Annotated in this window: 16 protein-coding genes, 1 pseudogene and 1 riboswitch; of the genes and pseudogenes, 14 read left to right on the plus strand and 3 right to left on the minus strand. The window is 40.4% G+C overall.

Annotated features, from left to right (window positions below; all coding sequences use genetic code 11):
- The first annotated feature begins 7 nt into the window (after positions 1-7).
- The 9 genes and pseudogenes from coaA to LfDm3_RS03390 all read left to right on the plus strand — a co-directional run bounded on the left by coaA (position 8) and on the right by LfDm3_RS03390 (position 7796).
- A complete protein-coding gene (gene coaA / locus LfDm3_RS03355; protein ID WP_039144122.1) occupies positions 8-922 on the plus strand; it encodes a type I pantothenate kinase in 915 nt (304 codons plus the stop codon).
- 137 nt (positions 923-1059) lie between these two features.
- Positions 1060-1512 carry a CopY/TcrY family copper transport repressor gene (locus LfDm3_RS03360; RefSeq protein WP_039144124.1) on the plus strand — a complete coding sequence of 151 codons (453 nt, stop codon included), beginning with the start codon at positions 1060-1062 and terminating at the stop codon, positions 1510-1512.
- A gap of 14 nt (positions 1513-1526) precedes the next feature.
- A complete protein-coding gene (locus tag LfDm3_RS03365; protein WP_052236597.1) occupies positions 1527-3713 on the plus strand; it encodes a heavy metal translocating P-type ATPase in 2187 nt (728 codons plus the stop codon).
- Positions 3714-3839: 126 nt separating this feature from the next.
- Positions 3840-4076 (plus strand): hypothetical protein, encoded by a 237-nt coding sequence (locus tag LfDm3_RS06940; protein ID WP_052236598.1) that lies wholly within the window; start codon positions 3840-3842, stop codon positions 4074-4076.
- Positions 4073-5021, plus strand: a pseudogene (locus tag LfDm3_RS03370) (MFS transporter). Before LfDm3_RS06940 ends, LfDm3_RS03370 begins: the two are co-directional and overlap by 4 nt.
- A 47-nt stretch (positions 5022-5068) precedes the next feature.
- Complete coding sequence (locus LfDm3_RS03375) at positions 5069-5953, plus strand: RluA family pseudouridine synthase (RefSeq protein WP_039144126.1); 885 nt, start codon at positions 5069-5071, stop codon at positions 5951-5953.
- 58 nt (positions 5954-6011) lie between these two features.
- Positions 6012-6413, plus strand: coding sequence for a hypothetical protein (locus LfDm3_RS03380; protein ID WP_039144128.1), 402 nt, complete (start codon positions 6012-6014; stop codon positions 6411-6413).
- A 21-nt stretch (positions 6414-6434) separates the two neighbouring features.
- On the plus strand, positions 6435-6875 hold the full coding sequence (locus LfDm3_RS03385; protein ID WP_010022667.1) for a nucleoside 2-deoxyribosyltransferase: 441 nt from the start codon (positions 6435-6437) through the stop codon (positions 6873-6875).
- Positions 6876-6902: 27 nt separating this feature from the next.
- Complete coding sequence (locus LfDm3_RS03390) at positions 6903-7796, plus strand: cation diffusion facilitator family transporter (protein ID WP_039144132.1); 894 nt, start codon at positions 6903-6905, stop codon at positions 7794-7796.
- Positions 7797-7848: 52 nt separating this feature from the next.
- Here LfDm3_RS03390 and LfDm3_RS03395 read toward each other — a convergent pair whose 3' ends face one another.
- Positions 7849-8199: a hypothetical protein gene (locus LfDm3_RS03395; protein WP_010022669.1), complete on the minus strand. Its 351-nt coding sequence runs from the start codon at positions 8197-8199 to the stop codon at positions 7849-7851.
- A gap of 152 nt (positions 8200-8351) precedes the next feature.
- On the opposite strand from LfDm3_RS03395, the gene LfDm3_RS03400 reads away from it, so the two are divergent.
- Together LfDm3_RS03400 and LfDm3_RS03405 are read left to right on the plus strand one after the other, a co-directional pair.
- The gene (locus LfDm3_RS03400) at positions 8352-9137 is read left to right on the plus strand and encodes a threonine/serine exporter family protein (protein ID WP_010022670.1); all 786 of its coding nucleotides are present in this window, start codon (positions 8352-8354) and stop codon (positions 9135-9137) included.
- A gap of 5 nt (positions 9138-9142) precedes the next feature.
- Positions 9143-9601: a threonine/serine exporter family protein gene (locus tag LfDm3_RS03405; protein WP_052236601.1), complete on the plus strand. Its 459-nt coding sequence runs from the start codon at positions 9143-9145 to the stop codon at positions 9599-9601.
- Between the two features lie 48 nt (positions 9602-9649).
- Here the strand turns inward: LfDm3_RS03405 and dapF are convergent, their stop codons facing one another.
- Together dapF and LfDm3_RS03415 are read right to left on the minus strand one after the other, a co-directional pair.
- Positions 9650-10627, minus strand: coding sequence for a diaminopimelate epimerase (gene dapF / locus LfDm3_RS03410; protein WP_039144136.1), 978 nt, complete (start codon positions 10625-10627; stop codon positions 9650-9652).
- Between the two features lie 11 nt (positions 10628-10638).
- Positions 10639-12009, minus strand: a complete 1371-nt coding sequence (locus LfDm3_RS03415) for an aspartate kinase (RefSeq protein WP_039144138.1) — start codon at positions 12007-12009, stop codon at positions 10639-10641.
- 147 nt (positions 12010-12156) lie between these two features.
- Positions 12157-12331, plus strand: a riboswitch (Lysine riboswitch).
- 96 nt (positions 12332-12427) lie between these two features.
- On the opposite strand from LfDm3_RS03415, the gene lysA reads away from it, so the two are divergent.
- The 3 genes from lysA to LfDm3_RS03430 are packed head-to-tail and all read left to right on the plus strand — an operon-like array spanning position 12428 to position 15631.
- Entirely contained in the window at positions 12428-13741 is a 1314-nt protein-coding gene (gene lysA / locus LfDm3_RS03420) for a diaminopimelate decarboxylase (protein WP_156112349.1), read from the plus strand.
- A gap of 1 nt (position 13742) precedes the next feature.
- Positions 13743-14450 (plus strand): 2,3,4,5-tetrahydropyridine-2,6-dicarboxylate N-acetyltransferase, encoded by a 708-nt coding sequence (gene dapD, locus LfDm3_RS03425; protein ID WP_010022676.1) that lies wholly within the window; start codon positions 13743-13745, stop codon positions 14448-14450.
- The gene (locus LfDm3_RS03430; protein WP_039144141.1) at positions 14450-15631 is read left to right on the plus strand and encodes an N-acetyldiaminopimelate deacetylase; all 1182 of its coding nucleotides are present in this window, start codon (positions 14450-14452) and stop codon (positions 15629-15631) included. Before dapD ends, LfDm3_RS03430 begins: the two co-directional genes overlap by 1 nt.
- Positions 15632-15644 lie beyond the last annotated feature (13 nt).

The following is a 15644-nucleotide window of genomic DNA, read 5'->3' on the forward strand; positions in this document are numbered from 1 at the left end:
ATTGGCGATGAAAGATTTTTATGAATTCAGTAAAAATGAATGGAAAGAGTTTTATCCGAACGAATCAGCGCCGATTACTCAAGCTAATTTGGAGCGGTTAAAAGCCTTTAACGACCAAATTTCATTGGATGATGTGTCTAACATCTACATGCCATTGGTTCATTTGTTGGAATTGGCTTCGAAACATTATCAAAATTGGGAAAATACCGAGAGTCACTTTCTAAAACGTTTGACTCCCAAAATTCCGTTTATTATTGGAATTTCAGGAAGTGTAGCAGTTGGGAAATCCACGGCCGCACGCTTACTGCGATACCTTTTTACCGATTTATTACCGGACATGAAGACCCAATTAATTACCACGGACGGCTTTTTGTATCCAACAAAGATCTTGAAGGAGAAGGGAATCCTTGATCGTAAGGGCTTTCCTGAAAGCTATGACATGGAATCTTTAATTCAATTTTTGGTTAAGATTAAAGCCGGGGTAAAAGAAGTGAAAGCTCCCGTTTATTCTCATCAGACTTATGACATTATTCCCAACCGATACGATGTCATTAAAAATCCTGATATCTTAATTATTGAAGGGATCAATACCCTCCAAATTCCGGATCATCAGAAGCTTTACATTGGTGATTTTACTGATTTTTCAATTTACATTGATGCTGATCCAAAATTAATTGAAACGTGGTATCTCAACCGTTTCAAAAAGTTAATGAAGACCGCGTTTAAAGATCCGACCAATTATTATTACAAATATGCGAAAGAGGAACCCCAAAAAGCGATTGAAATGGCTGAGAATGTTTGGAATACCGTTAATTTACCAAATTTAAACGAGTATATATTGCCAACCCGAGAACGGGCTAACCTTATTATTCATAAGGGTAAAGGTCATATCGTGGATAAAGTTTACCTTAGAAAATATTAAAAAAGAGTGATCAGTTACTGAGACGACGGTAACTAATCACTCTTTTCTTTATGCAGGAGATTTAAAATCCTTGCAAAGTTTACAATTGTAGATTATATTTAAATTTGAGTTTACAGATGTAAATTAAACGTTTTGGGGTGATAGAGTTGAATGAAGTTAAAAAAATTGATGAAATCACACCTGCTGAATGGCAAATTATGCGGCTAATTTGGACCATGGGTGCTAGTTCATCACGAAGCATTATTGATGCTGTCGCCAGTAAACGGGACTGGAAGGAATCGACCATCAAAACCCTACTTGGTCGCTTGGTTAAAAAGGGACTGCTGACAAGAGTAAAACAGGGTCAGCACTTTGTTTATTCATCGACAGTTGGTGAACAAAATGCGATGAATCTGAGCGCTGAGGAACTTTTTAAACAGATGTGTGACATGCGAAAAGGGCAAACGATTATGGATTTAGTTAGTCAAAGTAAGATTAGTAAGGGCGATATTAATCAGTTGGTAAAAATGTTAAACCAAAAATTAAAAACGGCGCCTGATAAAGTTGACTGTAACTGCTTGCCAGGCAATATGAACATGGATTGTCAGTAGAGAGGAGCTTTTTAATGAAAGACATGAACAACGGGAAGCATGATTCAATGAATAATATGAACATGAATCATGACGACCACAAAATGAAAAATATGAATTCTCAAAATAATAAGTCACAAATGAACATGGGTAGTAATCATAAAATGAAGATGGATCATGGTTCGATGAAGATGAAACATGGATCTATGAACATGAATATGAGCGGTGGCTCAATGGACATGGGTGGCGGCCACATGATGAACATGGGAAACTTTAAGCGTCGCTTTTGGATTTCATTGATCCTTACGATCCCCATCCTATTACTTTCTCCATTCATGGGAATGAAACTGCCATTTCAGATTACTTTTCCCGGATCAGACTGGGTTGTCATGATCCTCTCAACAATTTTATTCTTCTACGGTGGAGAACCATTCTTTAAGGGAGCTAAAGGTGAATTAGAGAATCGTGCTCCTGCCATGATGACGTTGATCACGCTTGGAATTGGTGCATCTTACTTCTACAGTTTATATGCATTTATCATGAACACCTTTGTTAATCCAAGCGGTCACGTGATGAATTTCTTCTGGGAGCTGGCAACGTTGATTGTCATCATGCTTCTAGGTCACTGGATTGAAATGGATGCGGTCATGAACGCTGGAGATGCTCTGAAGAAAATGGCGGCACTACTTCCTAATACCGCTCATTTAGTTGAACCAAATGGCAAGACGAAGGATGTTAATCTGGATCAGTTGCAAGTTGGCAATGTGGTTCTTGTTCAACCAGGTGAAAAAGTCCCATCCGACGGGGTTGTTGATTCTGGCACGAGTGCCGTAAACGAGTCTTTAGTAACGGGTGAATCAAGAGCTGTTACCAAGAAACCTGGTAGTAAAGTTATTGGTGGATCTGTTAACGGTGACGGTAGTATTAAGGTAAAAGTTACCGCGACTGCCAAAGACGGTTATTTGGCTCAAGTTATCAAGATGGTTCAGGCGTCCCAGAAGGAAAAATCAAAGGCTCAAACGATGGCTGACAAGGTTTCACGTTGGTTATTCTATGGTGCTTTGATAATTGGAATTCTGGCATTAATTATTTGGACCATTCTTAGTGGACTGAGTTATGGATTACAAAGAATGATTACCGTCTTAGTAATTGCATGTCCTCATGCTTTAGGACTCGCAATTCCCTTGGTTGTTGCTCGAAGCACCTCAATTGGAGCTCAAAATGGTCTTTTAATTCGCCACCGTCAGGCAATTGAAGAAGTTAAGCGCCTTGACTACGTCTTTATGGATAAGACTGGAACTTTAACCGAAGGGGTCTTCCAGGTTAATGACGTCACATCTGATTCAGATATGAGCGACAATGAATTACTTACAAAGTTTGCTGATCTTGAAGCTAATTCAAGCCATCCTCTTGCAACTGGAATTTTAGCTAAGGCTAAAAGGGAAGGGATCAATGTAACTCCGGCTAAAAATGTTCAAGCAATTCAAGGAGTTGGGTTGACCGGTCAGATTGATGACCAAGAATACAAGATTGTTACTGCTAAATATTTATCAGACAATCATTTGGACTATAGCCAAAAGCAGTTTGATGATTTAGCAAGTCAAGGAAATTCAATCAGTTACCTTGTAAGTAATGACAAGGTTCTGGGGGTTATTGCTCAAGGTGATGTCCTTCGTCCGAAGTCAATTGACCTTATCAAGGCTTTAAGAAGAATGAATATCACTCCAGTCATGCTCACTGGTGATAATGATTTAGCTGCTAAACGAGTCGCACATCAGTTAGGTGACATTGATTATCGTGCTGAACTACTTCCACAGAACAAGGAAGAAATCATTAAGGAGTATCAGAGTAAGGGTAACGATGTCATGATGGTCGGAGATGGTATCAACGATGCACCAAGTTTGTCTCGAGCTAACATTGGAGTTGCCATCGGTGCTGGAACCGACGTTGCAATTGAATCAGCTGATGTTGTTTTAGTCAAAAGTGATCCGGAGGATATCATTGATTTCTTGGATCTGGCTAGAGCAACTAACCGTAAAATGGTTGAGAACCTCTGGTGGGGTGCTGGATACAATATTATTGCGATGCCGCTAGCTGCTGGGATTCTTGCTCCATGGGGTATCATCCTTTCTCCAGCGGTTGGAGCCTTAATTATGTCAGCTTCAACGATTATCGTTGCTGTTAATGCTTTAACTCTTCACATGGGAAAAATTAAAGAATAAATTCTTAAAAGAACATAATTAACAATTAATTAGTTGATTAAGTTAGAGTGGCTTCCATTTGCCACTCTTTTTTTGTATAATCGATTCATTAAGTAACAAATTAAGTAATAAGGGATGGTGGAGTTCATGGATCAAGAAAAGAAAAAATATTCTCCAATGATGAAATTTTCATTATTGGCAGTTTCATTAGTTTTGGCGTCATCACTATCAGTTTCAGCTGAAGTGCCTCAATGGCAGCGTGCGTTCCCTGGACATTCTTACTCAAGTATTGAGTTAATTGCCACCATGCCTGCTCTTGCCGTTATCATTTTTTTGTTGGCAAGTAGTTGGATTGCTAAAAAATTGGTCCCAAGCGAACGGTGATCTTTGGACTGTTGGTTAGTGGAATAGCTGGGGTCATTCCCATCTTCGTCACTAATTATTATGTCATGCTCATTTCCAGATTTGCCTTTGGTATTGGTTTGGGATTATTAAATGGATTAGCCGTCAGTCTGATCGGCACCTTCTTTAAGGGAGAAGAACCAGCTAATGGGAGTTAGAAGTGGCTTTGAGATGTTAGGGAATGCCATTTCGGCCTATGTTGCTGGTGCGCTACTGGTTGACTTTGGTTGGCATAGTGCCTTCTTGATTTATACTTTGGCATTTCCAGTGGCCATTCTGTTCTTCTTCTTTGTGCCAAATCCACCGCAAGAGGAACATTATCAAGCCGAACGAAAAAATCAGTATTTCCCAAAAGTTAATACCGATGTTTTGTTTTGGACAATTCTTTTAGCTGTTTATCAAATTACTTACGTCGGAGCAACCGTTCGAATTGCCGAGTTCATCGAAGGAACAGGGATTGGTTCTACCCAACAATCAGCCGTGGTAATTAGTATTGCTCCAATCTTTGGACTAGTTGGTGGAATTATTTTTAGTGTGGCACTCATGAGATTAAAGAAGTATCTGTTGCCCGTTGGAATCATTGCGAGTGGAATTTGTCAGTTATGGATTGGCTTGTCACATTCCTTCTTTAGTGCCGCACTTGGATTCTTTTTGGTGACTTTCCTTGATGCCGTGGTAGTTTCATACATTTTAAACATTGCCACCGAGATCTCATCAAAGGGAACTTTAAACCTAACAACTTCGATTTTGTTGATCGGTAGTAATTGTGGAATTTTCTTAGCACCAATCGCTTTAGGTGGAATTGATTCAGTCTTTAGTTCCAATAAGCCTGCTTTAACCTTCGTGGTTTGTGGAATTATTCTTCTTGCTATGGGAGCAGTTGGTTTATGGGACATTAAAATATTTCGTAGAAAAATCTTTAAATAAGGCAGTGCGATGCACTGCCTTATTTATTTTGTCTGGAGGAGGAAATCATGAAAGTCGATTTTAAAAGTGAAAACCACCATCCCTTGTCGCTAAAAGCCTTTTTAACCCAACAAGGAATTAGTCATCGGATGTATGCCGACCTGAAACGACAAAGTCATCCTTTAGAAATTAATGGTAAGCGAGTTGATCCAGATGGGACCGTTAATTTTGGCGACTTGGTCTCCGTTCATTTTCCTAGTGAGCCATCAGATCCACGAATCATAACGAGTTTTCAGCCAATTAAAGTGATTTATGAGGATGATAATTGGCTGGTTGTCAACAAGGAGGCTGGGTTAACGTCAGTTCCTGGTCCAAGTAATCAAGACGATACGTTAGTGAATCGGATTAAGGGTCATTTAGTGAAAGAAAAAGCGGTCAACTTAAAGCCCCATATTATTACCCGGTTAGATCGGTTTACGAGTGGGGTGGTTCTTGTCGCTAAGAATCGGTTGGCTAATAGTTATGCAAACATGGAACTTAATCAGCACCAAATTGATAAACGATATTTAGCACTGGTGGTTGGAAAAATGGATCATCAGCACGGGATGATTGACCAGCCGATTGGTAGGATCGGAAATGACTTTGCACGCCAAGTGACGCCAAACGGACAGTCAGCTCAGACGGAGTACTGGGTAAAAGAGGAATTTTCTGACTATTCATTACTTGAGATTAAGCTTCACACTGGCAGAACCCACCAGATTCGGGTTCACATGACATCCATTAATCATCGGCTTTTAGGTGATCAATTGTATCAAGGTCCCATGGACCAAGGGATTAGCCGTCAGGCTTTGCATGCATCATTCATTTCTTTTTTTGATCCATTTCAAAAGCAACAGTTGAATTTTAAAGCCAAAGTCCCCGATGATATGCAAGGGTTGATTTCTAAAAACTAGTATGTAATTTTTTTAAAGTTTGCTACAATTAAATTAAAATAGTAAGGAGTATGGTCGAATGGAAGACAACATTCAGTTAGGTGAAAAGCCGTTTGATAAGATGATGTTTGTGCTTAAGAATCCGGTGACCGAAAAAAATCATCTCGATTATAAGTTCAAAGAATACGAAATGCAGCAGATTGCAGATGATATCTGGGCAATGCCCGCATATATGAAAAAAGACGATGATTTTACCATCTTTTTTATTGTTACTAAGGTTGACAGTGGAGAAGTTGTGGTAGCAATGGCAGAGGGTCAATCTGGCAAAAACGGCCAGTTTGATCTCTCACGTCCCATTAACACGGGAGCAGGTTTGAATGCTTTAAACAAACACGATCAAAGTCAAGCCCTTGAAGCACTGCACTTTTTAAATTTAATTTCAAAAGCCGGTGAAGGCGAATGGCGAATGGTAGAAGATTAGACAGAGACAAGGAGAATTAACATGGCCCAAATCTATTTAGCAAGTCCCTTTTTCAGTGACGAACAGATTCAAAGAATTGAAGTCGTTGAAAAAGCGTTAGAAGCAAACCCAACGGTTACCGATTTTTATTCCCCACGGAAACATCAAGATGCCGAAAATGAACAGTTTACTCTGCCATGGGCAAACGAGATTTATCATCGTGACATGGAAAACCTAGCAGCTGCCAAAGTGGTAGTTGCTGTGGTCGACTTTGTTGGTGATAATGTTGACAGTGGAACTGCTTATGAAATCGGTGCTGGCGTTCAGATGGGCAAACCAGTGGTTGTTTTTCAACAAAAGGATGAACCATTAAATTTGATGATTTCAGAAAGTTTGCATGCTTACCTTAGAAACGGGGAGCAGCTTCAGGCTTATGACTTTTCTAAGATGCCAGAAAGTCATTACACAGGTAGTATTTTTTAATATAAATCGAAATAAAGGAGAAAGATTATGAATAATGATCAATTATCTGGAATGAGATTTTTCGAAGTCACGGTATTAAATGCAGTTATTACGATCCTTGAATTTTTAGGGGGAATTTTTTCTGGAAGCTTATCACTTCTTTCAGATGCATTCCATAATCTGGGAGATTCCATTTCAATTGTATTGAGCTATATTGCTCATCGGATTAGTAAAAAACAGCAAACCAAGCAGAATACGTATGGATTTAAACGAGCTGAAATCATTTCGGCCTTTCTCAATTCATTGTTTTTGATCTTGATTTCCATTTTTTTAATTATTGAAGCGATTAGTCGAATCTCACATCCAGAAACCATTGATGGCCCAGTGATGCTGGGAGTTGCGATTGTGGGAACCATTGCTAACTTTGTTTCAGCGTTTCTGCTTAACAAGGGAGCCAAACACAATTTAAACATGAAAGCGACCTATCTTCATCTTCTAAGTGATTCATTGTCCTCACTTGGAATCATCTTTGGTGGGATCTTAATCTCATTTTTTAACTGGACGATTGTGGATCCGATCATAACGATTTTGGTGGCTTTGTACATCATGTGGGAAAGCTGGCCTATCATTAAGAAAACGGTTGGCATTCTAATGGAATGTGCTCCCAATCTTAATTACGCTGCCATTAAAAAGGATTTGCTTAAAATCAACGGTGTGACTAGTGTTCATCACGTTCACGCCATGATGGTTGACGAGAATAGCATTGTCTTTTCAGCTCATGTCAACATGAAGGATATGCCACTTAGTCAAGTTCAATTAATTTATGATCAAATTAATAAATTATTAAAGGGAAAATATCACATTGACCACGTTACGATTCAACCAGAAGTCGATCGGGGTCGCCACGATGATTTATTTTATGATAATGGAAAAGACATCTAAAAAAAGCTTCTATCCATGTAGGATAGAAGCTTTTTTAATGAATTAGAGTGAACTATAAAGTATTGTCAGGATCTAACTTATTAGTTGCGTTAACGTACCATTCTGACCAATCGACGGTAGGATTACCATTTTCGAAGTAAGTCTGACTTAACTTACTTAATAGACTAGCGAAGTCATCATAGTCGAACTTGATGACGTCAGCCACAATATCACGTGGACTATTATTACTTACGGTTACAATTTCACGGTTAAGGTCGGCAATGACGCCAGATTCGCCGTCAAATGTACTCATAACTTCCAAGTTGTTGTTTCTGAATAATTGGATATAAAAAGGAACAAAATCGTTAACAACCTTTTGTTGAGCCTGTTCACTTAAATCATTAAACTTTACATTATCACTCATATTTTTCCTCCTATGCGATACCATTACAAATCTAATTTAATTATATCTGTCTCGCTACCATTCGTAAAATAATTTTTTACTATGGTAACTCTTTGAGATTTTTGGGGGATATTTTGATATGCTAGAAATATTAAAGAAAAGGGGTGAGTCGAATGTTTGGGAAAAATCAGTTAGATCCGGATTCTCGCTTTCGTAACTATAGTGATTTGGTCATTAAAACCTGTATGTTGGCTGGTAAAATCATGATTGAGAATGGTTCTGAAATGACCCGTGTCAACGATACCATCAAACGAATTGCTAGAAACGCCGGCATGCCAAACTTGAAGACTTACATTACAATTACGGGGATCATGATCTCCGTTAACGATAATTCAGAAACACAAATTACTGAGATTGATAAACGAGCCTTTGATCTCCGTAAAATCACGGCCGTAAATGACCTATCCAGACGCTTTGCTGAGCATAAAACCACCCTAGAGCAATTTTATCAGGAGTTACAACACGTAAGTGACCTGGATACATATTTTCCGTACTGGATGAAAATATTATCCGCAGCAATTCTATCGGGGTCAATTGAGGTGGTCTTTCGGGGAGATTATTCCGTGTTTTTTATTACCTGTGTGATTGGGATGCTGGGATGGATTATCTTTGATTACCTGAACCGCATTGTGAAGGTGGAGTTTATTAATGAGTTTACGGCTGCCATTTCCATTGGAATGTTGGCCATGTTAGCGCGTAAATTAGGACTTGGCAGTGGGGTTGATAATATGATCATCGGAGGTGTAATGCCTCTAGTTCCTGGAGTTCAGATTACTAATGCGGTTCGAGATCTTATGTCAGGAAACCTTGTTAGTGGGCCAGCTCGTGCCATGGAAGCCATTATGGGTGCCTGTGCGCTTGGTTTTGGTGTAGCATTGGCCTTGAAATGGTTTGGATAGGAGGGTTGGATATCGAATTCTTAGTTAAAGTTATCGGGGTCTACGTAGCAACCCTTTGTTTTGCGATATTAATCAACGTTCCACCACGCGCACTTAATTTGGGTGGTCTTGTTGGGGTGGCCAGTTACCTAGTTTATTTAACCTACAATTCGATCTTTGGTGGTTACGTTGGTGGAAACGTCTTTGGGGCTTTCACGATTGGGATCCTTGGAATGTTGGCTGCAAGATACAAGAAAATGCCGATCATCGTTTTTAATATTCCTGCCTTGGTACCGTTGGTTCCGGGAGGACAGGCTTATGAGGTGATGAAGTATATTGCGACTGGAAACACGCACCTAGCCTTTGTTTACTTGATGCAGGTGGCGATGATTGCTGGTGCTTTGGCAATCGGCTTTTTACTTGCTGAGTTGGCCATTCAACTTTTCTTTCACGTTACGCATCTTTTAAAAAGTTTTGTTTCCTAACCCTAAACTAAAAAATATCCTCATTGATTTTTGTCAATGAGGATATTTTTAGTTAGTTTGAAGTTGTTTAATAAAATTCTGGTAATCACGTTCCTCACCAGTGTCAGAAATTTGAATCTGGTTAAGGTTGGAATTGTGAAGATCATCTTCACTAATGGTTAACTTGTTAGTGAAGGTGGCATTTCCAATTAGGTGAAGTTCATACTGATCTCCTGTCCGCTTGATGTGAGTTCTCACCATCCCACCAGGATTGTAGACGTTAACTAACTCATCAAAGTCGCCATCATGGGTAAGAATTTCATAGATGAGGCTAGTGGCAGTCATTCCAGTTCCACATGCATTGGTCAGACCGACACCACGTTCAAAGGTCCGCACGAATAACTCATTTTCATCCATAACGTTTGCAAAACTCACGTTGACGCCGTCGGTAAAGTATGGATTTTTTTTGTTTAACATGGTTCCGAGATGGACAAGATCGTCAGACTTAACTTGATCCATCCCCATGAAGCTAATGAGATGGGGATTAGGAACGGCAACAGCCGAATACTCTAATCCAGAAATAAAATCGTCAACTGGCTGATCAATTAGCGGGGTTTTGAGATTTTCTAACGGGAGACTTTTACCATCGAATGAAATGGGGGAGATTTGAACACTAAATGCTGGAATGCCCTCAACAATGTCAGCTTCCCTTTGAACGTCAAGATCGGCATCGTTGGTTTCTACTTTAAAATGCGTTTGATTGAACTTTTGAGCGAGATATCGGGATACCGTTCGGAGTCCGTTACCACACATGGAAGCCTCACTGCCATCGGCGTTAAAGACCCGCATTTTACCAAGAGCACCTGGATGACTGGATGAATCGACCACCAGAAGTCCGTCTGCACCATTTAAGACGTTATTTTTAGGGTCAGCGATGGTTTGTGCTAGTTGTTTTAATTCATTATCATTTAACTTTTGGTGTAGGGTGGTTTGATCCAGTATAAAGAATTGGTTCTCTGATCCGTGGACTTTAAGTAAATTAGCCATTGTTTTTTCTCCTAGTAAATTAGTCGGTTATTATCGAAAAAGTTGCGATATATTAATTTAACCGCTTTGTCTGAATCCTTAATATCGGTTCCGAGCATCACTGAAATTTTAGAGGCCCCTTCATTAATCATGTGAATGGAGATCTCGTTATCCGTTAGTGGGCGAATGATTTTTTCGATAGTGTGATTGTCAGATTGCATGCCCTCCCCAACGATCATGATGATGGCATAGTCGTTAATCCAGCGAAGTTGATCGGGATGAAGGGCAGCCTTAATTTCCTTGGTAATTTCTTTTACGATGTGATCATTTAGTTGTGTCTTATCAAAAATGATGGTCAAATCATCGATCCCGGAAGGCATGTGTTCGTATGAAACACCGTACTTATACAGAATCTTTAGGATGGTAAGGGTAAATCCAACCTGCTTATTAAGTAAGTAACGATGAATGTAAAGGGCTGAGAAGTGTTTGGCACTCGCCACGCCGGTAATCACTCTCGTAGGTTGAAATTTATTTTCGGGAACGATCATCGTTCCTGGAAGGTCAGGGGCCGACGTGTTTTTGACGTTGATCGGGATGCCAACCTGAATGGCTGGAATGATTGCCTCATCATGAAAGACCGAGAAGCCGGCATATGAAAGTTCTCGCATTTCCCGATAGGTCATTACGTCAATGGCTTTCGGATTCTTAACCACCCGTGGATCGACCGAATAAATCGCGTTCACATCGGTAAAGTTTTCGTACAAGTCAGCCTGAAGTCCTCTGGCAACGATTGAACCAGTAATGTCAGATCCACCTCGCGAAAAGGTGGCGATTTGGTTGTCATCATTGATACCGAAAAAGCCAGGAAAAACCATTTTTTCTTTTACGTCACGAAACTTGCGGATGTTTTCATAAGTGGCTGGGTTAATTTGAGCGTCTTCAACGTTACCAGTGACTTTGAAACCGATCTGCTTGGGATCCATGAATTTGGCGGGAATTTCAAGCTGATTTAAAATCATGGTTAACATCTGAGCATTCATGAACTCACCTTGAGCCTTAAAAGTACTCATCAAGTGTGCAGTATCCGGAAACGATTGGTTGGGTAAATCATTTAATTGCGTAACCAGTTGATTAATCTGTTGCTCATCAACGTGAAATGAACGGCCGATTTCTTGGTATCGATCAATAATCTGATTGAGGGTATCGGAGAAATCTTCGTGATTAATGACCTGGTTGGCGTACTCAATCAATAGGTCTGTCACCTTAATGTCACCCTTGAAGCGGGTTCCAGGGGCGGAAACCACGATGGCTCTGCGATCGGGATCTGATTTAATAATGTTGATTACCTTTTGAAATTGGGGTCCGTTGGCTAGCGAACTACCACCAAACTTAGTTACTTTCATGAATTACTCATCCTTAAGAATTTAATTAAGTTGAATTGTAGCATTATTTTTAGATTTATCAATCGCATTAACAAAATATATGTGAAATAATTATTAATTAAGTTATATCAATTGACGAATTGGTGGAAATGGGGTATATTCTTAACAAATTCAAATAGAGGTTGCAGACAACAAGATTAGCTAACGGAGATGTTACTCGTTAATGAACTTAGTGAAAGGGTTGCTTGCCGAAGCACTATGCCAGAGTAGGGACATGGTTGCTGGGACGTGATTTAATAAATTGCGGACTGTCGCAGATATTCTGCGGGGAGCTATTCAAGAATATTTGATCAAATAATGTCAAACGAATTATTTTTAGATCTTTTTGTTCAACTCCTGAGCAAAGAGATCTTTTTTTATAAATTATTTAAGAGGTGCGATGATGAAGTCGGTTATTGATAAGCAGGATATTAGGGATCATGATTTGTACATTGGCGGTATTAAAGCCAGTGATTTGGCAAAGGAATACGGAACACCTTTAGAAGTTTATGACGTTACTCAGATCAGAAGTCAGATCAGAAAATTTAAACAAGTGTTTGAAGAACGCCACGTCGATTACTCGGTGAATTATGCTAGTAAAGCCTTTGCCACGATCGGAATGTATCAGATTGTGAAGCAAGAAGGGGCTGGGATCGACGTTGTTTCTGGTGGCGAGTTGTTTACGGCTCTTCAAGCTGATTTTCCGATGAATCGCGTGAGTTTTCACGGCAATAATAAGTCAAAGGATGAATTAGAGATGGCCGTGAAAAACGGGGTAGGGACGATCATGTTGGATAATTTCCATGAGATCGACTTATTACACGACGTTTTAGAGGAACAAAATGCCAATATTGATGTGATGTTACGAATTACTCCAGGGATCTCAGCTCACACCCATGAGTATATCCAGACGGGTCAAGTCGACAGTAAATTTGGGTTTGACCTTGGTTCAGGTCAAGCCGATGAAGCACTTCAACGGGTCTTAAAGGAAAAGCGAATGAACATGAAGGGTGTTCATGCCTATATTGGCTCTCAGATCTTTTCGACGAAGGGTTTTGTGGGAGCTGCCGATAAATTAGTGGATGTGATGAAACACTGGCACGATGACTTTGGTTACACTGCTAAGGTTGTTAATGTTGGTGGGGGATTTGGAATTCAGTACACTGACGAAGAGCATCCGGTTGCACCAGAGGAATTTGTATCGGCGATCGTAGATGAGATTAAACAGAAGACGAAATCATATAATTTGCCGACACCCGCAATTTGGATTGAACCAGGACGCTCGATCGTTGGTACCGCTGGTTATAGCTTGTACACCATTGGCTCTAGAAAGGATGTTCCTGGAATTAAGTCCTACGTTGCTGTAGACGGTGGGATGGGCGATAACATTCGGCCAGCTTTGTATGAAGCTGATTATGAAGGTGCACTTGCCAACAACGCTGATGGCAAACCCGTTGAGGATGTTCGCATCGCTGGAAAGTATTGTGAATCGGGCGATATTTTAATTCAAAATCAGCCCATTCCTAAGAGCAAGCCTGGCGACATATTCGTTATTTTTAATACTGGTGCTTACGGATACTCGATGGCTTCTAACTATAATCGCAATCCACGACCAGCCGTGGTTTTCGTCGAGAATGGAAAATCTCAGATTGCGGTTAAACGTGAGAGCTACGCAGACTTAAGTCGGTTAGATACAAAATTAAAGGAGAATTAGCATGGCACAATTAGACGCACAATCAATCATTAAATTTATTTCTGAGTCAGATAAAAAGACTCCAGTTAAGGTCTACCTAAAGGGTAAGCTAGGCAAAATTAAATTTCCTAAGGGAATTGAGAATTTTACCACGAATAAAACGGGAGTAATCTTTGGCGATTGGGCCAACGTCTCTAAATTTCTCAAGAAAAACAAGAAGTTAATTAGTAAGTATGAAATTGAAAGTGATGCTCGAAATTCAGCCGTGCCACTCCTTGATACCAAGAATCTAGATGCTCGAATTGAGCCAGGTGCCATCATTCGGGATCAAGTGGTAATTGGTAAACATGTGGTTATCATGATGGGAGCCTTGATTAACATCGGAGCCGAAATTGGTGATGATTCTATGATTGACATGGGAACCATTCTTGGCGGTCGTGCCATTGTTGGTAAACACTGTCACATTGGTGCTGGGGCCGTTTTAGCGGGTGTAATTGAACCCGCTAGTGCCGAGCCAGTTCGAATTGATGATAACGTCCTAGTCGGTGCAAATGCCGTGGTAATCGAGGGTGTCCATGTTGGTGAAGGAGCGGTCATCGCTGCCGGATCCGTCGTATTACACGATGTTGAACCCAATACAATGGTAGCTGGAGTTCCTGCTAAAAAGATCAAAGATATTGATAATCAGACTAAGTCCAAAACAAAACTCGAAGATGATTTAAGGAAGTGATGGATGTGTCCAAGACTGAAACGAAGTTGAGTGATAACGATTTACTAAAAATTTATCGGCATCTTCATCAGATTCCTGAATTAGCCATGCATGAGTTTGAAACCCACGAATATTTAAAGCATGTGATTGACGGGTTGACGACTTCTTACATGGAAATAGAGGTGCCAAAAAAATTACCAACGGCCATCTTGGTGTTAGTTCATGGAACCAAGCCGGAACGGACAATTGGATATCGAACTGATATTGACGCTTTGCCCGTTAGCGAAAAGACCGATTTACCCTTTGCGTCTAAGCATGCAGGAGTGATGCATGCATGTGGACATGATATTCATATGACCGTAGCTTTGAGTATCCTAAATTACTACTCTCAGCATCAGCCTCAGGATAACCTATTGATGTTTTTCCAACCGGCCGAAGAAAGTGAAAATGGTGGGAAGGTTGCCTATGAAGACGACATTTTCACCGGGAAGTGGCGTCCTGATGAGTTTTATGGATTACATGACAATCCGCAGTTACCGGCTGGTACGATTGGTTGTCGGATGGGAACCCTTTTCGCTGGGACGACTGAAGTTAATGTTGATCTAGTGGGAAAGAGTGGTCATGCGGCTTATCCGCAGGACGCCAACGATATGATCGTGGCCGCTAGTCAGTTTATTAATCAGGTCCAAACGATTGTGTCACGGAGTGTTGATCCCATTGAAGGTGGAGTTGTCACCTTTGGAAAGATGGAAGCGGGAACGATTCGGAATGTCATCGCTGGCCATGCTCGCATTGAAGGAACGATTCGAGGATTAACACAAAAAATGATTGAATTGATTGATCGACGGTTAAAAGAGGTCGCCAATGGGATTGCTACCAGTTACGATTGCAAGGTTCAATTGGACTTGAATCAGGGTGGTTATCTTCCGGTTGAAAATAATCCAAAGTTAACCAGTAATTTTATTAATTACATGGAGAATCAAGCGGACGTTGATTTTATTAACACGATGCCAGCCATGACCGGGGAAGACTTTGGGTATCTTCTATCTAAGATTCCTGGCACAATGTTCTGGTTAGGCATTGGCGATCCCGATTCTCAACTTCATGAGGCAACGCTTACTCCTAATCCAGCAGCAATTAAGATTGGCAGCAGCGCCATTATTGGATTTTTGAATTTCCGAATGCAGCAAGCAGCAAATTAAGGAGATTATATAT

It is taken from the genome of Fructilactobacillus fructivorans, assembly GCF_000814735.1.
GTDB lineage: Bacteria > Bacillota > Bacilli > Lactobacillales > Lactobacillaceae > Fructilactobacillus > Fructilactobacillus fructivorans.